The sequence below is a fragment of the Dolichospermum planctonicum genome, from assembly GCF_005402965.1.
Taxonomy (GTDB): Bacteria; Cyanobacteriota; Cyanobacteriia; order Cyanobacteriales; family Nostocaceae; genus Dolichospermum; species Dolichospermum planctonicum.
The window spans coordinates 77,387-98,762 of sequence record NZ_BJCF01000003.1 but is presented as its reverse complement, the minus strand read 5'-3'; the positions used below and the strand labels follow the sequence as shown (position 1 = coordinate 98,762).

Below are 21,376 nucleotides of genomic sequence, written 5' to 3'. Positions count from 1 at the left end.
TGTAATGAATGAGTGCTTAATTGACTTGACCAACAACCTCCTAGCCTAAAATAGACATTTCCTGCTAAACTAAAAAACAAATCCATAAATTTCTTCATAGAAAAATGTCTCAACAACAAACAATTAACCCCTGGAAATATAAACCTTGGTGGTGTCAACCTTGGTCAATTGTCCTGACTGCTATCACATTAATTAGTGGTAGTTGGTTAGTATTTAAAATTATGTGGTTAACAATTTTAGTGGCCATTCCACTATTAATTTGGATGGGATTTTTTCTATTAATTTGGCCGCAGATGATGGTTGAAAGTGGGCTTTTGAATAATATAGATAACAATGATCATCATGAAAGAAATGATTAGTCAAAATACTCACCAAAAGCAAATTTCTATTATTATTCCCACTCTCAATGAAGCGGATAATATTCAATCTGCAATTAATAGCACAAAATCCAGCACAAATATAGAAATAATAGTTGTTGACGGTGGTTCAAAAGATGAAACATTATTGATAGCTAAATCCTTGGGTGCTAAGATAATTGTCTCTCCCCCTGGACGCGCTAATCAAATGAATGTGGGTGCTATGGCTGCTAGTGGGGAAATTCTCCTGTTTCTCCATGCTGATACCCGTTTACCAACTAATTTTGAGCAAATGATTCGGAAAACATTAGCAAAACCAGGAATTGTGGCTGGTGCATTTGCTTTACAAATAAATTCACCTCATTGGGGGTTGCGTTTTGTCGAATTTGGGGTAAAATGGAGATGCAATCTTTTACAAATGCCCTATGGTGATCAGGCTATTTTTTTGACTAAGGATGTATTTCAAAAAGTTGGTAATTTCCCCCAAATACCGATTATGGAAGATTTTGAAATGGTCAGGAAATTAAAACATATCGGCAAAATTTATCTATTATCCACACCTGTAATTACTTCACCGCGTCGGTGGTTAAAAAAAGGAATTTTGCCAACTACTCTTCTGAATCAAATTATTATCATTGCTTATTTATTGGGTATTTCCCCCAATCAAATTCGTAATTGGTACTCTTCTTCAAAATTGTAAAAATTGTAAAAATTGTAAAAAATTTTCATGGTTATGACATTTTTATCAGAAATAGATTTGGCTTTAGCACAGGAATCTATTAAAGCATCTTCTCCCAGTTTTCTCTCATTTTTACAAAATACTTTACAATGGATTAATGGCCTTGGTGCTTTGGGAGGAATAGTATTTATTGCTATCTACATTCTTGCTACTTTGGCTTTTTTACCAGCCGCAATTCTCACTTTAGGTGCTGGAGTAATTTTTGGTGTAATTTGGGGTTCTTTATATGTGTTTATCGGTGCTACCTTGGGTGCTGTAGCTGCATTTTTGGTAGGACGTTATGTAGCTAGAGGTTGGGTAAAAGAAAAAATCTCTAGTTATAAAAAATTTGCCAATATTGATCAAGCAGTTAGCAAAGAAGGATTAAAAATTGTCTTTTTAATTCGACTCTCTCCTTTATTTCCTTTCAATTTATTAAACTACGCTTTGGGAGTTACTAGTGTTTCTTTAAAAGACTATTTTTTGGCTTCATTCGGGATGATTCCGGGGACAATTATGTATGTTTATCTGGGACATTTAGTAGGAGATTTAGCGTTAATTGGTAATAAGAGCCAACCTGATAATATGATTCTCCATTGGGTAATTCAAATTATTGGTTTAATAGCCACAATTGCGGTTACGGTTTATGTCACTAAGATAGCTAAAAAGGCTTTAAAAGAGGAAATATTAGAATGATTTTCCTAAGCATTTAGTAAACTTAAATATTAGTGTTATTACTAGGAAAGTATGATTATATATCAGTGCTTCACTGCTAATGATTAATCTCCCCAACTCTGAAATATTCTAGATTTGTTAAATATAAAACTGACAAATTTTTGATGATGATCTATTTATTAAATAAAGATTAGATAATCAAAAAATACTTTATCCTTTATCCTTGATAATTTAGAGGTAAAATAAATGTCAATTCCCGAATCTCCAAGAGTAACAATTCGTCCCATGGATGAGTATAATCAAAAACTACTCAAAAATGTTCACCCCGATAATTGGGTTAATCCCCAAGGGGCTGATTTGTATGATTTGGTAGTAATTGGTGGGGGAACTGCGGGTTTAGTTGTGGCTGCGGGTGCTGCGGGTTTAGATATAGGTCTAAAAGTCGCATTAATTGAAAAAAATCTTATGGGAGGAGATTGTTTAAATTTTGGTTGTATACCTTCTAAATGTTTAATTCGTTCTTCCCGTGTAGTTGGAGAAATGCAGAAAGCTAAGGATTTAGGTGTTAATATTTCCCAACAATTTGATATTGATTTTTCCACAGTTATGGAAAGAATGCGACGCATTCGGGCTAGTATTAGTCATCATGATTCCGTGGAAAGATTTAAAGGTTTAGGAATTGATGTTTTTTTAGGTGATGGTAAATTTACAAATAATAATACTATAGAAGTTGCCCAGAAAACATTAAAATTTAAAAAAGCTGTAATTGCTACGGGTGCTAGGGCTATTAAACCGAAAATTCGCGGAATTGAAGCAGCGGGTTATTTAACTAATGAAACTGTTTTTTCTCTAACTCAAAAACCAGAAAAATTAGCAATCATTGGTGGTGGTCCTATTGGTTGTGAATTAGCCCAAACATTTCGCAGGTTGGGTTGTGAGGTAATATTATTTGATCGTGGTTCACAGATTTTAAACAAGGAAGATAGGGAAGCAGCAGAAATTTTACAAAAAGTTTTAATTGATGAAGGTATTCGTTTAGTATTAAATTGTCAATTAGAAGAAGTGGTGACAGTAACCGAGGGAAAACGACTCTATTTTTCTGTGAATAGTGAACGAGACTCGGTGACAGTTGATGAAATATTAGTTGGTGCGGGACGGTGTCCCAATGTAGAGAATTTGAATTTGGCAGCAGTAGGTGTAGAATATGATCAGAATTTGGGTGTCAAAGTGAATGATTATTTGCAAACTACAAATCCCAAAATTTACGCCGCTGGTGATGTCTGCATGAATTGGAAATTTACTCACGCAGCTGATGCGGCGGCGCGAATTGTGATTAAAAATACTCTATTTTCCCCCTTTGGTTGGGGACGATCTAAACTCAGTAGTTTAATCATGCCCTGGGTGACATATACTAGCCCGGAAATTGCTCATGTGGGAATGTATGAAAATGACGCTCAAAAATTGGGGATAGAAATAGAAACTATCAAGATTCCCTTTAGAAGTATAGATCGAGCGATCGCAGATCAGGAAGAATCTGGTTTTTTAAAGATTCATCACCAGAAAGGATCAGATCAAATTCTCGGTGCAACCATTGTTGCTAATCATGCTGGGGAGATGATTTCGGAAATTACCACAGCTATTGTCAATAAAATTGGTTTAAGTAAACTTAGTAGTGTAATTCATCCTTACCCAACCCAAGCAGAAGCAATTAAAAAAGCCGCAGACGCTTATCGTCGCAGCTTACTAACACCAAAAACCAAGCAGTTATTGAGATTCTTAACAAAGTTTTCTTAATTATCAAAAAAATCAGCAATTACAGAAAATCACTGTAAAATTAATTAGCTAAATTGTTCAACTCGGAGTTATTTTTGCTGTGCTGAGTTCACCTTTACCCACTATTAATGCTCTCAAACAACCTACTAATGATGCTTGGGTAGAGCAAGCGATCGCTAATCTTGATATTATTTTATTAGATCACTCCCACTGTGAACGCAAAGCCGCCGGAGTAGCATTAAATATGATGTTTCGTTATCCTTCTCATCATAAAATGGTTAGGGAATTAACAGCGATCGCTTGTGAAGAATTAGAACACTTTGAACTGGTCAACCAATGGCTAGAACGCCGTCAGATCAAACTTACAGCCCTATCCGCACCCCCCTACGGTGCCGGCTTAAAATCCCAAGTTCGCGGCCAAGAACCCCATAGATTTTTAGACTCTTTACTCGTTACCGGTTTAATAGAAGCCCGCAGCCATGAACGTTTAGGACTTCTAGCTGCTAATTGTCCAGAACCAGAATTAGCTCAATTTTACCGCAGTTTAATGGCCTCAGAAGCCCGACATTTTGGCACATATTGGGTTTTAGCGGATACCTATTTTGAGCGAAAAATTGTCATGGATAGATTAGATGAATTAGCAGAGGTGGAAAGTCAATTATTATCAACTTTACACCCAGAACCGAGAATACATAGTTAGTCAATTTTTCCCGGACTATGTATTAATAACCAAGATTGCAAATCAGCTAAACTATTAAAATCTAAAAGTGCTTCGCTCAATTCTTCCAAAACAGATAATGGTAAACCAGAAATAGATTTTATCTTTCTTTGAGATATTTTACCAAACCGCTTTGTTAGTTGTCGAATCACCAAACCAATTGTCGCTTGTTGTATGCCTTGTTCTATTCCTTGTTCCAGACCTTGTTCTAGTCCTTCCTCCAGTCCTTCTTCTCTTCCCTCTTCCCTTCCTTCCTCTTTAATTTCTCGATAAACTCTAGTTTCTTTGAGCGTAATATCTAACATTGCATCTTTGCTCCTTTGTGCCTTGGTGCAAAACATATTTATTGTAAAATAGAGAAAAAGCCCGGAGGTAAAATTACGGTTTACGCACGTCCCTTAGCTCGATTAATTGAACAACTGCAACGGCTACCCGGAGTTGGTCCCAAAAGCGCCCAACGATTAGCCTTGCACATCTTAAAAAGACCAGAAGCAGAAGTAGAAGCTTTAGCTCAAGCACTTATTGACGCAAAAAAACAAGTGGGTTTGTGTCAAGTTTGTTTTCACCTGTCCGCAGACCCAGTATGTGAAATTTGTCGTCATCCTCAGCGAGATAATAGCACTATTTGTGTAGTTGCAGATTCTCGTGATCTGATTGCCTTAGAAAAAACCCGCGAATATAAAGGTAAATATCATGTTTTAGGTGGCGTAATTTCCCCCATGGATGGTATTGGTCCCGAACAGTTAACTATTCAAGCTTTAGTGAGACGGGTAAGCGGACAAAAACCCCAAGAGGTGATTTTAGCCATTAGTCCCAGTATCGAAGGGGAAACGACAACATTATACATAGCTCAACTACTCAAACCCTTTACTAAAGTAACTCGTATTGCCTTTGGTTTACCCGTAGGTGGTGATTTAGAATACGCTGATGAATTAACCCTGGCCAGAGCATTAGAAGGACGGAGAGAGTTAGATTAAAAGCTGCTATATTGCCTTTTTCTCTCTACAATTTAGAGAATGTAGAGACGTTTTCTATAACATCTCTACAAGGTTTGTGCATAAAGTATAGTTAAATTTGGTCGAGGTCTAATCTTTAATTACAGCAGTTCCCGATATTATGAAGTACAGATATTAATAATAAAACTCTTGTGGTGCGGGCATCTTGCCTGCACAAAGTGTACCTCACTCAAAGCTACTTGCTGTATGTTTAATGATTAGTAATTCTCCGTTTAATTTCCTCTACCAAATCTGCCAAATTTACTTCTATTTGTTCACCACTTTGTAGATCTTTTAACGACGATTTTTGCGCTGCTGCTTCCTCCCCACCAATAATTACACAAAACCTAATTCCTTGTTTATCTGCGGCTTGAAATTGTTTACCTAAAGGGCGTTTTTCAAAGTTAGTTACAACATTAATCCCCCCTTGACGTAATTGTTGTGATATTTGTAAATACATAGGCATTAAATCCTCTTGCATATTCACTACCACTACCTGAGTTGGTGTCGCAGATAAACTATTAAGAATACCCGCTTTTAACAAGCGACTAATTAACCGAGTTAAACCGATAGAAATACCCACACCAGGCATTTTTTCACCGATAAAAATTCCTACTAATTCTTCATATCTCCCACCAGAACAAATACTCCCCAAAGCCTCATGGCCTAATAGAGTAGTTTCATAAACCGTGCCAGTATAGTAATTTAAACCACGAGCAATAGATAAATCAATACAAAAACGTTTATCAGCAACTCCTAAATTTCTCACCCCATTAACCACAGTTGCTAATTCCGTTACCCCTAAATTAAATTCTGCTGCTTCGGGAATATTTTCGGCTAAATGTTTGAGTTTATCTAAAATATCATCAACACTACCATCAATTTTAATAAACTCAATAATTTTCTCCGTTTGTTCGCAAGAAATACCTTCTTTTTCTAACTCTTGTTTAACCTTAACCTCGCCAATTTTTTCCAAATTATCAATAATACTAATACAGGTTTTAATTTGCTGTTCTGCAATTCCTACAGACTGAAAAAAACCTGTGAGGATTTTGCGGTTATTCATGCGAATAACAAAATCACCAATATTAATTTTTTCAAAGATTTCCGTAATAATTGCCGGCATTTGGGCATCATAAAGTAAACTGAGTTGACCACGAGCAACCACATCAATATCACATTGTCGAAACTGCCGAAAACGTCCATCTTTTGCCCGTTCTCCCCGGAATACCATATCCATTTGATAACGAGCAAAGGGAAAAGTCAATTCATTCAAATGACGTGCAATATAAGCAGCAAAAGGAACAGTTTGATCAAATTTTAAAGCTCTAGCTTCTGAACCAGTTTCTCCCGATTTATCCTTTTCTGCTTGACGATTTGGTGGTAAAATTGGTTCGATACCATAAATAATATTATCACCTTGATTACCTTTAGCTTGCAACACTTCTAACCGTTCCACTGCTGGGGTTTCAATGGGTGTAAAACCATAACTTTCAAAAACCTTGCGAATAATATCTAGTAAATGTACTTCTAGTCGCTTTTCGCTGGGTAGAAATTCAGGAAAACCACTGGGAGTAGAAAAGTTGATTTTGTCATTTTTAGTCATGTTCTTACCTTACTAAATGGGAAATTAACTAGAGTATTAGTAAATATTAAGTAGTAAATATTAAGTAGGGTGTGTTACGGCTTGAGAATATTTGTTACCTTTAAAGATTAATGATTAGCCGTAACGCACCTTATATGTCCGTGGGTTATGCTGACGCTAACAAACCCTACTACTTACTACTATTTAAGTTTACTTTATCTTTGTTTTACTACATTTTTGCTAAACAGGCTCATATCCTATATGGTTAATTTCCATCATTAAACCACCAAGGATCTTTACTAGAGTTAGTTTTCATCAAAAATGCTTTTTTTCGTAAGAAGCGATTTAAACCCATTGTACCAATCCGTGAACCTCCCAAACCAGAAAATTTAAAAGCATTTCTGTCTCCTTCATTAATTAATGAACTTAAACCAGCATCATTAATACTAATAGTACCAGCTTCTATTTGATTGGCAACTTCTATTGCTAATTCGTCTGATTCTGCAAATACAGCAGCACTAAGTCCATAAATAGAATCATTGGCTAAATTTATCGCTTCTTCAAGATTAGCAAAAGACATCACAGGCATAATCGGTCCAAATGTTTCTTCAGTCATTATCTGCATGGAATGGTTAACTTGAGTGATAACTGTGGGACGACACCACCAACCTCCACCTAATTCTTCTACTTTACCACCACAGTGAATTACAGCCCCTTTTAACATAGCATCTTGTAAATGATCATTAATAATAGCTGCTTGTTTTTCAGAAATAATTGGACCAATTTCACCACTGTCAATAGTTGGGTAAGCTAGTTTTAATTGATGGGCTTTAGTCACTAATTGATGATAAAATTCTTCAAATATAGATTCAGCAACATAAATTCTTTCAATGGCTGAACATGACTGTCCTGTATTAGTTACAGAAGCCCATAAAATTGCTGAAGTTGCTAAATCTAAATCCGCTGATTTTAAAACAATAGCCGGGTCTTTTCCTCCCAATTCTAAAAAAGCTGGAATAAAATTAATTGCCGCATTTTCAGCGACTAAACGCCCAGTTTCCACACTCCCTGTAAAACAAATTAAATCTACATCTTCAATTAAAGCTGCTCCTGTTTGTGCTCCTCCTTCCACAAAATTTAAAACCTCTCTTAATTGGGGTATATTGTTTACGGAAGTCATTAAAGGAGCGACAAAACGAGGAGTTATTTCACTGGGTTTAACTATCACAGCACAACCAGCTAATAAGGCAGGAATTGTATCAATGGTGGACAAAGATAGGGGAAAGTTCCAAGGACTAATTACGCCAACAAGAGGATAAGGAACAGCAGTTTGTTGTAAGGAAATAAAAGGAATAGATGTATTTTTTGCCGTGCTTTGTAGTAATTGCGGAGCTAAATTACACCATTTATCAATATTAGCAAGAAATGAATCTATTTCCATGATTGATGTTGATAATCTACCCGTATCACTAACTAAAGCTTCTGTTAATTGAGTCCGTTCTGATAATATAGCTTGTTTCCATTTTTTTAAGGCCGCAATTCTTTCCTCAACTGCTAATTTTTGCCAGATAATTTGTCCTCTCCGCAGCCTGTGACATTGCTGGGAAAGTAATTTTGGTGGTGGAGGAACAATGACATAATCAAATTTACCTGTGCGGGGGTTGCGAACTTCTATGGGTTTACTCATTTGTGATTAATTTAAATGTGAATTTAAAAATATTTAATTTGATTTCGCGTCAAGGAGCAAAGGAGCAAAGACGCAAAGGAAGAATTACAATCAATATTGTAGGGCTTGCTGAAAAACCTAAAACCATTTATTAACAAACGGTAAAGGGTTTCGCGGATTTTTACCACAAAAAAGTGCCAGGTTTAGTGCCAGGTTTTGGCTAATGGTGTCTCAAAATGAATTGCATTTTTCTTTGTCGGATTTGGAAAATTGAGGATATCCAGACAGTTAAAACTGTTCCCTGTCCCCTGTTCCCTGTCACCTATCACCTGTCACCTATCACCTGTCCCCTGTCCCCTGTTCCCTGTCCCCTGTTCCCTGTCCCCTGTCACCTATCACCTGTCCCCTGTTCCCTCCCCTCACAGACAACTTATTCAGCAAGCCCTATTGTAGGTTTCCTAAACCGTTTTTACAGTATTTATTGTATTCTGAAAATAGTCCATTTATGGTTACTGGTATGTTGGCTGCTCAAAAACTGCGGGAATTACTCGCACTTCCTGAAATTATCGTTATTCCCGGTGTTTATGACTGTTTGAGTGCAAAATTGGTAGAAAAAGCGGGTTTTGATGTCGCTGCTACTAGCGGTTTCGGTATTGCTGCTTCTACCTTGGGTTTACCTGACTATGGTTTTCTCACGGCTACGGAAAATTTTTACAGTATCGGCCGGATAGCTAAGTCAATTAATATACCTTTAATCGCCGATTGTGATACGGGTTATGGTAACGCTTTAAATGTCATGCGAACCGTCCAAGATGCGGTTCAATTGGGTTTAGCGGGAATAATTTTAGAAGACCAAGAATGGCCGAAGAAATGCGGTCATTTTGCAGGTAAACGAGTGATTTCTATGACTGAACACGCGGGAAAAATCCGGGCTGCGGTAGAAGCGCGAGGTGATAGTAGTTTGGTGATTATAGCCCGAACTGATGCCCGCGGTCCTTTGGGTTTAGCAGAAGCTATTGACCGTGGTCAATTATATATTAATGCTGGTGCAGATGTGTTGTTTGTGGAAGCTCCCCAATCTGTGCTAGAGTTGCAAACTATAGCCGCTGCTTTTCCTCATGTACCATTAGTTGCAAATATTGTCGAAGGTGGTAAAACTCCGCCAATTTCTCCTCAAGAATTGCAAAATTTGGGGTTTAAAATTGTCTTTTTTCCTCTGACTGCACTCATGGCTGTCACTGAAGTCATGAATGTGTGTTTCCGTCATTTGAAGGCACAGGGAACTACTGATAATTTACCGGGTTTGATGAATTTCCAAGATTTTCAAGAACTCATGAATGTTCCTGAATATTTAGCTATAGAACAGTCATATCAACCATGATTTAATATTAGTAACCTTGACTACTTTTAGTATTTTTTTTAGTGTTCTCAATAAACGGCAAAACATATTATAATATTGTTACATATTTGTTAAGAAAGGTTACACGACTCTTAACAAAAGGAAATATTGTTTATGGTTATTCCACGCGAGAATAATGCACCACATCAGGTTGTTATCATTGGTGGTGGGTTTGGTGGATTGTATGCGGCAAAGGCTTTGGCTAATACCAATGTAAATGTGACTCTGATTGATAAACGCAATTTTCACTTATTTCAGCCGCTTTTATATCAAGTTGCCACAGGTACATTATCACCTTCTGATATTTCAGCACCATTACGATCTGTATTCAGCAAAAGCAAGAATACAAAAGTGTTTTTGGGAGAAGTAACTGATATTGACCCCAAAAAACAACAAGTTATTTTAGGCGATGAAACCATACCTTATGATACATTAATTGTAGCCACAGGTGCTAACCATTCTTATTTTGGTAAAGATCACTGGAAAGAATTTGCTCCTGGTTTGAAAACTGTGGAAGATGCAATAGAAATGCGGCGGCGGATATTTTCAGCATTTGAAGCAGCAGAAAAAGAAACTGATGCCAAACAACGCCAGGCTTTCTTGACTTTTGTGATTGTGGGCGGAGGTCCAACCGGTGTAGAATTAGCCGGTGCGATCGCCGAATTGGCATACAAAACTCTTAAAGAAGATTTCCGCAACATTGACACATCAGAAACGAAAATTTTACTATTACAAGGGGGCGATCGCATTCTCCCACATATTGCCCCAGTATTATCCAAAGTAGCAGTAGAATCTTTGCAAAAGTTGGGTGTGGTTATTCATACCCAAACCAGAGTTACGAATATTGAAAATGACATTGTTACCTTCAAGCAAAACGGTGAATTGACAGAAATTCCCTCAAAAACTATATTATGGGCTGCTGGTGTTCAAGGTTCGGCTCTGGGGAAAATCCTCGCAGAACGTACAGATGTAGAGTGCGATTTCTCTGCAAGAGTCATTGTAGAACCTGACTTAACCATCAAGGATCATAAGAATATCTTCGTCATTGGAGACTTAGCCAACTTCTCCCATCAAAATGGTAAACCCTTACCCGGTGTTGCACCCGTAGCCAAACAAGAAGGAGAGTATGTAGGTAAACTCATTCAACTCCGACTTCAAGGTCACACTTTACCACAATTTAATTACAACGACGTGGGTAGTTTGGCGATGATTGGGCAAAATTTAGCTGTTGTAGATTTAGGCTTCATTAAACTCACAGGTTTTATTGCTTGGGTATTTTGGTTAATAATTCACATCTACTTCTTAATCGAGTTTGACACTAAAATAGTAGTCATAATTCAATGGGCCTGGAATTATATTACTCGTAATCGTCGCTCTCGATTGATTACAGGGAAAGAAGCTTTTTTAACACCGCAAACTGTTAACAATAGTAGTCATTCTCCGACTACAGGAAAAAAGCAACCAGTCAATCTCTAAGATTTGTGGTTTTTAGTACCACCGCATTAACCTGGATTAAAAAACCCGCCATTCCTCTCAACACTGAATCCAATTAGGTGAGGTGGATGTTGGGTTTCCTTGCGTCAACCCAACCTACAGGGTAAAATCAAGATTATTATGATACTTTCATCAGATGAATCAACCAATTTTTCACATACAGCAGTTCCCAGTATTATCAAGTACAGATATTAATAATAAAACTCTTGTGGTGCGGGCATACTTCGACCAATCTCAGTACAAGTCTTGCCCGCACAAGGTGTACCTCACTCAAAGCTACTTGCTGTAAATTATCAAAATCAAGTTGAAAATCAAGTTGAAAATCAAGTTGCATGAGTTCAAAAGCCTCAGACAATTTTCCTTCTTCTATATAAAAAACTTCCCTATCAAATGACATATCTAAATTCCAGTAATAATACTTTTATACATAATTTCAACTCTCTCAAATATCCCTCTGTCACCAGTTTCTGGATTATCAGGATGATATATTTTAGAAAGTCTATAATAAGCAGATTTTATTTCTTCTTTTGTAGCTGTCTTTGGATCTAGTCCAAAAACCTGCCAAGGTTTGAAGTAGTTAAATATATTAATCCCATTAATACAGCCATATCCTTGTTGATTTTCTTCTCCTGATAAAATACCAACAAATTTACGATATAGCATTTCTCATGTTAATTTTAAAGCGAAAGTCAATCTTTTCCATCCCATCTGTTGCCATTATAAAAGCACCACAATTCTTTAATTCCTGCGTATTTTTCACATTAAATCTATAATATACAGCTTGCTTTAATTCCTCTATTTTAAGTGATACAACAGTTATTTTTGATTTTGGTTGAGAACTTTGGATAATAAAACAAGCAAATTGCTCCAAGATTTTAGTATCAACCCGACTCACCTTGGAAAGACGAATAATTTCATCATGTACTTGTTGGTTTAGAAGTAGTGGAGTCATTTCTTTTCGGCTACATCTTTTAACTCCGGGTTTCCATTCAATCAATGTCCCCAGTAGGGGCGAACGGCAGTTCGCCCGTACAAACACATCGTTTCCATTCAATCAATGTCCCCAGCCAGTGGCGACAAGCCCTGTAGAGGCGAACGGCAGGAAAGCCCTAACCCCTATGCTATTACTATAAAGTCTGCTGTCGTTAAAGTTGTTGGTGGATTAAACAAATTTGCAAAAGCCGCACCATTTCCTAAACCCGCTGTAATCCCATTTTGATTGTAGAATAAGTTACCACTCCCACTACTATAAACAATAAACGCAGCTTGAGTATCAACTAAATCATCATCATCAACTACCGCCAAATCACTACCTTGACTCAAACCATTACCTAGGATGCTTTGAAGAACATTAAAAGTAGCTTTACTCAAGACAAACTTATCTGTTCCTGTAGTAAAATCAAAAATCAGGTCTAAGCCAATATCACCAGCATCATAGGCTCTACCACTACTATAAATAAATCGGTCAGTCCCCGCATCACCAGTAAGAATATCATTACCCACACCTCCCGTTAAACTATCATTACCCCCATTACCTCGCAAATTATCATCCCCTAATCCTCCCACTAAGCTATTATCAAGGGAATTACCCGTTAACCTATCAGCACCATTACCACCAATAATATTTTCTATGACATTATTAGCAGCAAGAGTTAAACGAAGATTAGTGGTAACAACCGTTTGAGTTGTTGTTACTCCTAAATTCAGAGTAGCAGCCCCAGTTGTACCAGTTAAATCAATAACATCAACTCCACCTGTTAAGGTTTCCTGAATGGTGTCATTACCTAAGACTGTGGTAGCATTAAAACTATAGGTATCATTCCCATCACCACCTGCTAAAATGTTGTTAGCACTGTTCCCTATGAGGACATTGTTACCTGTATTCCCAGTACCACTAATAGCTGTAGTTCCAGTCAGAGTGAGGTTTTCCACACCAGCAGGTAATGTCAAAGTTGTAATACTTTGGATGGTATCCGTAATAGTAATCACAGGATTGGGATTAACAACCACAGCCCCAACAGGATTAGACAATGCTAAATTAAATGTTTCATTGGGTTCGTTAAAGTTGTCATTAACAATGGGAATAGAAAGAGTTGCCGTAGTTGCCCCCGCAGCAATAGTTAAAGTCCCACTCACAGGAGTATAATCACTATTGGCTGTGGCTGTACCCGCAGTGGTACTGTAATTAACGCTAACCCCTTGATTTGAAGGGGTGCTAAGGGTGAAAGTCATAATTGCGTTATTATCAACCCCTTCCACAACAGTGAGATTATTCACAGTTAAAGTCGGAACATCATCATTATTAATTGTGGCAATACCTTCTCCATCTGCTATAGTTGCATTAACAGGAGTTGAAAGATTGACCTTAAAAGTTTCGTTGTTTTCTACCAACGTATCCCCATTAACAATAACACCCACGGTTTTACTGACTTCACCAGGGTTAAATGTAATTGTTCCCGTTTGGGTAATATAATCAGTACCAGCAACAGCAGAAACGTTACTTGTTTGATAAGCGACGGTAATGGTTTGACTACTGGGGTTAGAAAGAGTCACCGCAAAGTTAAAGGTTTTTGTGCCACTATCACCTTCTGTTAAAGTCACATCATTAATACTGATTTGCGGTTGGGAGTCATTATCAGTAATGGTAATAGTGCTACTATTACTCGTTCCCACTGTATAACCAGTACCCGTCAACAGGTTGAAAATTGCTGTTTCGTTACCCTCAAATCTCGTATCTTCAGTAGGATTAACAAAAATAATGGCTGTACTACTCCCAGATGCAAAGGTAGCAACACCGTTTAATGTACTGTAATCTGTACCGTTGGTAGCTGTTCCTGATAAGCTGTAATTAACATTGAGAGATTTAGTTATGCTACCCGTGCGGTTGAGTTGGAAAATACCCAGAACTCCTGACTCCGTAGCTTGGGTATAAATAGCAGTAACAGTCACACCAGGCAAGTCATCGTTTCTAATAATGCCGATACCTTCATTTTTTAACAAAGTAGCATTAACAGCATTGGTCAACAGAACAGTAAAGGCTTCGTTAATTTCACCAACTGTATCACCATTAATGGTAATCGGTAGGGTTTTAGTTGTTTGTCCAGGAGTGAAAGTAATAGTTCCGGTTGTGGCTACATAATCATTGTTAGCAGTTGTGGCTTCATCATCAACGGTTTGGTAATTCACGCTGATAGTTTGACTATTGGGATTAGAAAGACTGACAATAAAATTAGCACTCCTTGTGCCGCTATTGCCTTCAGTGATAGTGACATCATTAATGGAGACTTGGGGGATAGCGTCATTATCGGCTATAGTTACCGTGGCTGTTTGAGCAGTTCCCAGAGTATAACCTGTGCCAGTAGCCAGAGTCAGAGTTACATTTTCGTTACCTTCAAAAATGAAGTCGTCCGTAGGTGTAACCGTGATGGTTGTGGTGGTACTTCCGGCTGCAAAGGTAGCAGTCCCCGTTAATTGCGAATAGTCTGTACCGTTGGTTGCGGTGCCAGTAATAGTATAGTTAACAGTCAAAAAATTGATATTGCTTTCGTTACGAGTCAGGGTAAAAACTCCTGGGTTGGGAGTAGTACCTGATACGGTTTCTCCTGCATTAGCATCTGTAGCAGCAACGGTAATTTGAGGAATAAAATTAGCTTGATATATCTCATAGTCTGTTCCATCCAAGCCATACCAAACTATGTTACGTGAAATTTTGGGAACAGAATCTTCATAGCTGTTATTGGTGAGTTGGATGGTACTTGTCCCATTGTAAAAGAAAATCTCATTGTCTGTACCACCATCTTTACCAACCCAAACTACATTGTTACCTGAGATTTGGGGAACAGAATCTTCATAGCTGTTATTGGTGAGTTGAGTGGTACTTGTCCCATTGTAAAGGTAAATCTCATAGTCTGTACCATCGTTGCCATACCAAACTACATTGTTACCGGAGATTTGGGGAGCAGAATCTTCATAACTGTTATTGGTGAGTTGAATAGTGCTTGTCCCATTGTAAAAGAAAATCTCATGGTCTATACCATCCGAGCCATACCAAACTACATTGTTACCTGAGATTTGGGGAGCAGAATCATTGTAGCTGTTATTGGTGAGTTGAATGGTACTTGTCCCATTGTAAAAGAAAATCTCATAGTCATAGCCATCCACGCCTCTCCAAACTACATTGTTACCTGAGATTTGGGGAGAATCATCACTGTAGTAATTACTGGTGAGTTGAGTGGTACTTGTCCCATTGTAAAAGAAAATATCATAGTTAGAGTAGCTAACATTGTAGCCGCTCCAAACTACATTGTTACCTGAGATTGCGGGTTCATAATCATCACGGCTGTTATAAGTGAGTTGAGTGGTACTTGTCCCATTGTAAAGGTAAATCTCATTGTCTGTACCATCCAAGCCATACCAAACTACATTGTTACCTGAGATTGCGGTAGCATAATCATCATAGCTGTTATTGGTGAGTTGAGTGGTACTTGTCCCATTGTAAAGGTAAATCTCATTGTCATAGCCATCTAAGCCATACCAAACTACATTGTTACTGGAGATTTGGGGAGAAGCATCATTGTAGCTGTTATTGGTGAGTTGAGTGACCACAAGATCGTTATCTGTAATCGTTAAAGTAGCGGTACTATTCGTCCCCAGGGTATAGGTAGTTGCTGCTGCCAAAGTCAGAGTAACGGTTTCTGTAAACTCGTATAAATTATCATCAATAGGGTTAACTGCCACTGTGGCAATTGGACTTCCCGCAGCAAAAGTCACCGTTCCTGATAAACTACCATAATCTGTACCATTAGTAGCCGTACCGCCAATAGTATAATTAACCGTCAGAGAACCACTAGTATTACCAGAACGACCGAGAGTAAAAACCCCAGATGTATTATTTTCGTTGGCGTTAATAGGTGTAATTCCCAAAGAAATTATAGGCAGATTTTGTTCTATTACTACTGCTTGTCCAGCTAAATTAACTACAACCTGATCATTCTCGGTTTGGAAACGAGCGATATCCCACAGACTCAAATCTTCTCCTGTTACCACCGCAGCAAAATATTCACCTTCATCTCCGGCGGTGTCTTGGTAATTCAGGATACTATCAAGATAATGCCCGTATTCTTCCAGAAATACTGCTGTAATAGCGTTTAAATCAGCGGTTTTAATTAATTCCTCCGATAAATAGAGGGTATTGGTAGCCGCCGCAAAAGCACCTCTAGCGTTGTTTATTTTACTACTAGCAATAATTTCTAAATTAGGTAACGTGCTAAAATTCCCGGTTAACCAGGCCTGTTTTAGTAGTACAGTATCTTCTCCTGTAACACCAAATATTTTTTGTAATGAAATATCAAAATCAGTGCGACCAGCAAACTTACGTAATTTAGCCAGAGCGGTTTTAAGGATAGATTGCCAATTATGATTAGTCATGACACTATACACCTGATAAGTTATTAATATTCTAAACTGGTATTTAGTGATTTTTCCAAAAGCATATCAACAATTTCCCGTATTAACGATTATCTATAGCTGCTTATTAGCATATAAAGCCATAAACAATAGTTGTAGGGTGCGTCAAATATCAACAAGGATACCCAAGGAATGGGAGAAGAAGGACAAAAATTAGGATTTATTAGCTATAACTTGCTTAATTGCTGCTCTTAAGAGATTGCGCCAATCAGGGATTTGTTTTAATTCAATTAAATCTGACATCTCAATTTTTATTTTTAGGTAGAAACTTTCTAAGAGCTTACTGTTTTTTTTGGTTGGTATAGCAACTATCAAGCTATAGAAGCCTAGAATTTTTCTTCTATTGTGAGAATACAGCAAACAGCATCATATTATGATGATGCTTATGATTATGGTGAATATAATTTTATTTGATATGCCAAAAAAAACCCGCGGGTGCAGCGCGGGAATTAAATTGTTTTTATTGATTAATAATAGTATAGCAAAAGTAGGTAAATTATGCAAGACAATTTCTAATAATTTTTTATTTTCCCATAAATCCATTATACACAATCCCGATAGAAGTTATCAAGATTCCAGACCTCATCTTTGGGCGTTTTGAGGGCGTTTCCATTCAATTAATATCCCCGACTTTGTAGGGGTGAACGGCCGTTCACCCCTACCATTTGCGGTTCCATTCAATTAATATCCCCAGCGAGTGGGAACCTTTATTTTTAAACGAGTCACAAATGAAAAATTTTGAGTTTCCATTCAATTAATATCCCCAGCGAGTGGGAACCCAAATGAACCCGGAGGTGGAATATGAACTTACAGCAGTTGTTTCCATTCAATTAATATCCCCAGCGAGTGGGAACACTACTTAACCTTTACATAGACAGTAGTGATGAGTTGTTTCCATTCAATTAATATCCCCAGCGAGTGGGAACACTACTTAACCTTTACATAGACAGTAGTGATGAGTTGTTTCCATTCAATTAATATCCCCAGCGAGTGGGAACCAGCGACATTGCGAATGAGTTGAACTGGTTTATAGAAAGTTTCCATTCAATTAATATCCCCAGCGAGTGGGAACACAGCCTATTGCACCGCGCTTAGTCATGAATTAATCGGCATAGTTTCCATTCAATTAATATCCCCAGCGAGTGGGAACACATCCAAGACGAAGAACTGAAATTGATTATTTTGTTTCCATTCAATTAATATCCCCAGCGAGTGGGAACTAGTCAGACTGCTAATAGCTTAAATATCGAGTTATCTACGTTTCCATTCAATTAATATCCCCAGCGAGTGGGAACTTAGCTGCGGTTTAAGTTGGTTCAGCCGGTTGAATCCGTTTCCATTCAATTAATATCCCCAGCGAGTGGGAACCTTATTGAAAAAAGAGACGCTGCTTATGAATCCTATGTTTCCATTCAATTAATATCCCCAGCGAGTGGGAACCATTAAAAAACAGTGAGGTTAAGCATGAGTCTAAGTCCTGTTTCCATTCAATTAATATCCCCAGCGAGTGGGAACCTATTTTGAACCATATCAATATCAAATTGACTTGGTTGTTTCCATTCAATTAATATCCCCAGCGAGTGGGAACGCATCAGAGCAAATGATAGCCGCGTGTTTAAGCGTACAAGTTTCCATTCAATTAATATCCCCAGCGAGTGGGAACCATCTAAATGATGGGTTATCCCAGCTAAACCAAGCATTGTTTCCATTCAATTAATATCCCCAGCGAGTGGGAACATCTGCATTTTCCCAGATATCTATTGATTATTTTTAAGGTTTCCATTCAATTAATATCCCCAGCGAGTGGGAACCATTTAAGCAATAAAAAGTGGTTAAGCAGTGTTGAAAATGTTTCCATTCAATTAATATCCCCAGCGAGTGGGAACATTGCCAGAAGTGCCAGAAGTGCTGACAGATGAGCAAATGTTTCCATTCAATTAATATCCCCAGCGAGTGGGAACCTTATCCCAGTAAAGAACTTATTAAAAAAGCTTGGCTAGAAGAGTTTCCATTCAATTAATATCCCCAGCGAGTGGGGACGACATCTTAAAAACATTAACGAACTTATAATATATTCGTTTCCATTCAATTAATATCCCCAGCGAGTGGGGACCCCTGCTTTTATGGCTAGACAAATCAGGAATTGATATAGTTTCCATTCAATTAATATCCCCAGCGAGTGGGAACCGGTGGTGTGTGCGTACCTTATAAACTACTGTTTGAATTAGTGTTTCCATTCAATTAATATCCCCAGCGAGTGGGAACTGTGTCAACGACTTGAATAACAAAGATGTCCTTCAGTTTCCATTCAATTAATATCCCCAGCGAGTGGGAACCGCAATGAAAAAAAATAAGGATAATGTAACAAGAATGTTTCCATTCAATTAATATCCCCAGCGAGTGGGAACCCTTCCATTTTAAACCCTTACCCAGCAAAGAGTCCAGAGACGATTTTGGCAGACCTCTGAAAAAACCTGATTTCAGGCTTCAGAAAAACTACCAACTGAAACTAACAAAACACTGAAATTATTTAATTATCAAGGTTCTGACGATTTGGCGAATCCCTGGGGTTTTTGCCCCCACTGGAGGTTTGCCAAAAATTTAAGCTGCTGTGCTAATTATATAATGATGTATATAATATGATGTTATTTCCTAGATAGTAACAAATTTTTTCTTATGTTGTGGCACAAGATACAATAACTACAAATATCAAAATCTTGATTGTTAAAGAGAACACTATGATCTCAGTCAAAAATAACCCACGGGTGCAGGGCGGGAAAAACCCATAAATAAAATAAAAAACTTACAAGTAAAATTATAGCACGTGCAATACAAAAAATCTCTACTTTTGTAGATAAATTTTCAAATATTAGTTGTAGGGTGCGTCAGATATCAACAAGGTTATTTAGATGATTTATACAGTCTGACGTGGTTGGTGAGCTTGTCGAACCACACCATACCAATGTGCCAGTTGCGTAAGTCCTGACTTTATAATTATATATGTGGAAAATGTACAGAAATTGTAAAAAGGTGCGTTAGGCTAAAGCCATAACACACCCTACTTAATTTAGATTAAAAGCATGACTAAGGATATAAACCTCTATCGGTTAAGGCTTGGGCGACTCTACCTACACCCAAAGTATAAGCAGCTAACCGCAGATTTACCCTCCTTACCTTTGACTCATGAATCACTTTACGGTAAGCCTGAACCATTAAATGTTCCATTTCTTTGTTAACTCGTTCTTCGTCCCAGAACAGGTAGGAAAGACCTTGTACCCATTCTAAATAACTCACTACCACACCCCCAGCATTGGCTAAAATATCTGGTAAGACGGTAACACCACGGGCTTCTAAAGCTCGGTTAGCTTCTAAAGTTACCGGACCATTAGCAGCTTCCGCAATAAATTGCGCTTTGATTTGATTAACATTCTCTTGAGTAATTTGGTTTTCTAATGCAGCGGGAATTAGTACATCACAGGATAAAGTTAGCAAATCTGCATTACTAATAGGTTTACCTTGGGGAAATCCCACTACACTGCGGCGGTTTTCAGCAGCGTAAGCCTTAACCACAGGAATATCAAGACCAGCTTCAGAAAATATACCTCCAGCACCACTGGAAACAGCGATAATTTTCGCTCCTGCTTTATGTAGCAATTCTGCGGCAGCACCGCCGACATTACCGAAGCCTTGAATCGCTACCCGCGCTCCCGCCAAGGATTTACCATGATCTGCTAGGGATTCACGGATGATAATCATTACACCGCGTCCGGTAGCCATTTCTCGTCCTAATGAACCACCAATAGATAGAGGTTTGCCTGTAACTACTCCTGGAACAGAATGACCCACATTAACAGAGTAAGTATCCATCATCCACGCCATTTCCCGCGCTGATGTTCCCATGTCTGGAGCAGGTATATCTACCGATGGTCCAATGTCTTTAATTAATTCACTAATATAACGGCGGCTAATTCGTTCTAATTCCCCGACAGTGAACTTTTTGGGGTCTATGGGAATTCCCCCTTTCCCACCACCGTAGGGAATACCTAACAATGCACATTTCCAAGTCATGAGCATGGCCAGGGCGGAAACTTCCCGTAATGTCACCGCCTCATGGTAGCGAATACCACCTTTATATGGTCCTAAAATATCCGAATGTTGTACCCGGTGTCCTGTCAAAACCCGCACATCTCCATTATCCATTTTCACAGGTATGGAAACTGTGACAACTTTGCGGGGATAACTAAGTATTTCTACGATACTTGCATCTAATTTCAATTCTTTAGCAGCCCATTGTAAATAGCTACAAGCTTGATCATAGGGGCAAATATGCGCCGGAGAATCACTTTCCATAAGTGGGAGAGAGGTTGTTACCATAATATTTATTCCTGAGTATAGTATCTTGTCAACTGGATTCATAAGGTTAGCTTACCCTGTTTTTTGAGAAATATATAAATTTTGTAGTTTTTGTTACAATTATATTTTTTAATTATATTTTTATTTGTATGATCTTGTTGGGTTTCGTCAACCCAAC

The 21,376-nt window shown here is 38.0% G+C and carries 15 protein-coding genes, 1 pseudogene and 1 CRISPR repeat array; of the genes and pseudogenes, 8 read left to right on the top strand and 8 right to left on the bottom strand.

From position 1 onward, the window contains the following. The first annotated feature begins 104 nt into the window (after nucleotides 1–104). From FFO06_RS02430 to FFO06_RS02415, 5 genes are all read left to right on the top strand, one after another. Nucleotides 105–359, top strand: a complete 255-nt coding sequence (locus FFO06_RS02430) for a DUF6737 family protein (protein WP_137906606.1) — start codon at nucleotides 105–107, stop codon at nucleotides 357–359. Then, on the top strand, nucleotides 343–1,056 hold the full coding sequence (locus tag FFO06_RS21355; protein ID WP_190371700.1) for a TIGR04283 family arsenosugar biosynthesis glycosyltransferase: 714 nt from the start codon (nucleotides 343–345) through the stop codon (nucleotides 1,054–1,056). Before FFO06_RS02430 ends, FFO06_RS21355 begins: the two co-directional genes overlap by 17 nt. Before the next feature lie 27 nt (nucleotides 1,057–1,083). After that, nucleotides 1,084–1,770: a TVP38/TMEM64 family protein gene (locus FFO06_RS21350; protein ID WP_190396737.1), complete on the top strand. Its 687-nt coding sequence runs from the start codon at nucleotides 1,084–1,086 to the stop codon at nucleotides 1,768–1,770. Between the two features lie 225 nt (nucleotides 1,771–1,995). Next, nucleotides 1,996–3,543: a mercuric reductase gene (locus FFO06_RS02420; protein WP_137906605.1), complete on the top strand. Its 1,548-nt coding sequence runs from the start codon at nucleotides 1,996–1,998 to the stop codon at nucleotides 3,541–3,543. Between the two features lie 79 nt (nucleotides 3,544–3,622). Further along, a complete protein-coding gene (locus tag FFO06_RS02415) occupies nucleotides 3,623–4,222 on the top strand; it encodes a MiaE family protein (RefSeq protein WP_137906604.1) in 600 nt (199 codons plus the stop codon). Here the strand turns inward: FFO06_RS02415 and FFO06_RS02410 are convergent. Then, nucleotides 4,219–4,551, bottom strand: a pseudogene (locus FFO06_RS02410) (DUF4351 domain-containing protein); the annotation flags it as partial. The gene FFO06_RS02415 and the pseudogene FFO06_RS02410 sit on opposite strands and share 4 nt — an antisense overlap. A 108-nt stretch (nucleotides 4,552–4,659) precedes the next feature. Here FFO06_RS02410 and recR point away from each other — a divergent pair. Beyond that, nucleotides 4,660–5,217, top strand: a complete 558-nt coding sequence (gene recR / locus FFO06_RS02405) for a recombination mediator RecR (protein WP_236097053.1) — start codon at nucleotides 4,660–4,662, stop codon at nucleotides 5,215–5,217. A gap of 229 nt (nucleotides 5,218–5,446) precedes the next feature. Here recR and hisS read toward each other — a convergent pair whose 3' ends face one another. Both hisS and FFO06_RS02395 read right to left on the bottom strand, forming a co-directional pair. Next, a complete protein-coding gene (gene hisS, locus FFO06_RS02400; protein WP_137906603.1) occupies nucleotides 5,447–6,841 on the bottom strand; it encodes a histidine--tRNA ligase in 1,395 nt (464 codons plus the stop codon). 244 nt (nucleotides 6,842–7,085) lie between these two features. Then, on the bottom strand, nucleotides 7,086–8,507 hold the full coding sequence (locus tag FFO06_RS02395; protein WP_137906602.1) for an aldehyde dehydrogenase family protein: 1,422 nt from the start codon (nucleotides 8,505–8,507) through the stop codon (nucleotides 7,086–7,088). 496 nt (nucleotides 8,508–9,003) lie between these two features. Between FFO06_RS02395 and FFO06_RS02390 the strand changes: the two genes are divergently transcribed. After that, entirely contained in the window at nucleotides 9,004–9,867 is an 864-nt protein-coding gene (locus FFO06_RS02390; protein ID WP_137906645.1) for an isocitrate lyase/PEP mutase family protein, read from the top strand. A 132-nt stretch (nucleotides 9,868–9,999) separates the two neighbouring features. Beyond that, nucleotides 10,000–11,361 (top strand): NAD(P)/FAD-dependent oxidoreductase, encoded by a 1,362-nt coding sequence (locus FFO06_RS02385; RefSeq protein ID WP_137906601.1) that lies wholly within the window; start codon nucleotides 10,000–10,002, stop codon nucleotides 11,359–11,361. A gap of 196 nt (nucleotides 11,362–11,557) precedes the next feature. On the opposite strand, the gene FFO06_RS02380 is transcribed toward FFO06_RS02385, so the two are convergent. The 5 genes from FFO06_RS02380 to FFO06_RS02365 form a co-directional block, all read right to left on the bottom strand. Beyond that, a complete protein-coding gene (locus tag FFO06_RS02380; RefSeq protein ID WP_137906600.1) occupies nucleotides 11,558–11,776 on the bottom strand; it encodes a hypothetical protein in 219 nt (72 codons plus the stop codon). Between the two features lie 2 nt (nucleotides 11,777–11,778). Then, nucleotides 11,779–12,042 (bottom strand): J domain-containing protein, encoded by a 264-nt coding sequence (locus FFO06_RS21345; protein ID WP_201275404.1) that lies wholly within the window; start codon nucleotides 12,040–12,042, stop codon nucleotides 11,779–11,781. Then, the gene (locus FFO06_RS21340) at nucleotides 12,029–12,433 is read right to left on the bottom strand and encodes a hypothetical protein (RefSeq protein WP_190371706.1); all 405 of its coding nucleotides are present in this window, start codon (nucleotides 12,431–12,433) and stop codon (nucleotides 12,029–12,031) included. The genes FFO06_RS21345 and FFO06_RS21340 overlap by 14 nt, the downstream gene beginning before the upstream one ends. Nucleotides 12,434–12,495: 62 nt before the next feature. Next, entirely contained in the window at nucleotides 12,496–16,806 is a 4,311-nt protein-coding gene (locus tag FFO06_RS02370) for a beta strand repeat-containing protein (RefSeq protein ID WP_137906599.1), read from the bottom strand. A 708-nt stretch (nucleotides 16,807–17,514) separates the two neighbouring features. Then, a CRISPR array of direct repeats spans nucleotides 17,515–19,253; the repeat unit is 36 nt; unit sequence GTTTCCATTCAATTAATATCCCCAGCGAGTGGGAAC. Nucleotides 19,254–19,929: 676 nt separating this feature from the next. After that, complete coding sequence (locus FFO06_RS02365; RefSeq protein ID WP_137906598.1) at nucleotides 19,930–21,219, bottom strand: Glu/Leu/Phe/Val family dehydrogenase; 1,290 nt, start codon at nucleotides 21,217–21,219, stop codon at nucleotides 19,930–19,932. Between the last annotated feature and the right edge of the window lie 157 nt (nucleotides 21,220–21,376).

Bases quoted from the DNA above. Each gene is read 5' to 3' on its own strand.
- FFO06_RS02380 (WP_137906600.1), bottom strand. From the start codon at position 11,776: ATGTCATTTGATAGGGAAGTTTTTTATATAGAAGAAGGAAAATTGTCT.
- FFO06_RS02390 (WP_137906645.1), top strand. From the start codon at position 9,004: ATGTTGGCTGCTCAAAAACTGCGGGAATTACTCGCACTTCCTGAAATT.
- FFO06_RS21355 (WP_190371700.1), top strand. From the start codon at position 343: ATGAAAGAAATGATTAGTCAAAATACTCACCAAAAGCAAATTTCTATT.
- FFO06_RS21350 (WP_190396737.1), top strand. From the start codon at position 1,084: ATGGTTATGACATTTTTATCAGAAATAGATTTGGCTTTAGCACAGGAA.
- FFO06_RS02420 (WP_137906605.1), top strand. From the start codon at position 1,996: ATGTCAATTCCCGAATCTCCAAGAGTAACAATTCGTCCCATGGATGAG.
- FFO06_RS02370 (WP_137906599.1), bottom strand. From the start codon at position 16,806: ATGACTAATCATAATTGGCAATCTATCCTTAAAACCGCTCTGGCTAAA.
- FFO06_RS02365 (WP_137906598.1), bottom strand. From the start codon at position 21,219: ATGGTAACAACCTCTCTCCCACTTATGGAAAGTGATTCTCCGGCGCAT.
- hisS (WP_137906603.1), bottom strand. From the start codon at position 6,841: ATGACTAAAAATGACAAAATCAACTTTTCTACTCCCAGTGGTTTTCCT.
- FFO06_RS02430 (WP_137906606.1), top strand. From the start codon at position 105: ATGTCTCAACAACAAACAATTAACCCCTGGAAATATAAACCTTGGTGG.
- FFO06_RS21345 (WP_201275404.1), bottom strand. From the start codon at position 12,042: ATGCTATATCGTAAATTTGTTGGTATTTTATCAGGAGAAGAAAATCAA.
- FFO06_RS02385 (WP_137906601.1), top strand. From the start codon at position 10,000: ATGGTTATTCCACGCGAGAATAATGCACCACATCAGGTTGTTATCATT.
- FFO06_RS02395 (WP_137906602.1), bottom strand. From the start codon at position 8,507: ATGAGTAAACCCATAGAAGTTCGCAACCCCCGCACAGGTAAATTTGAT.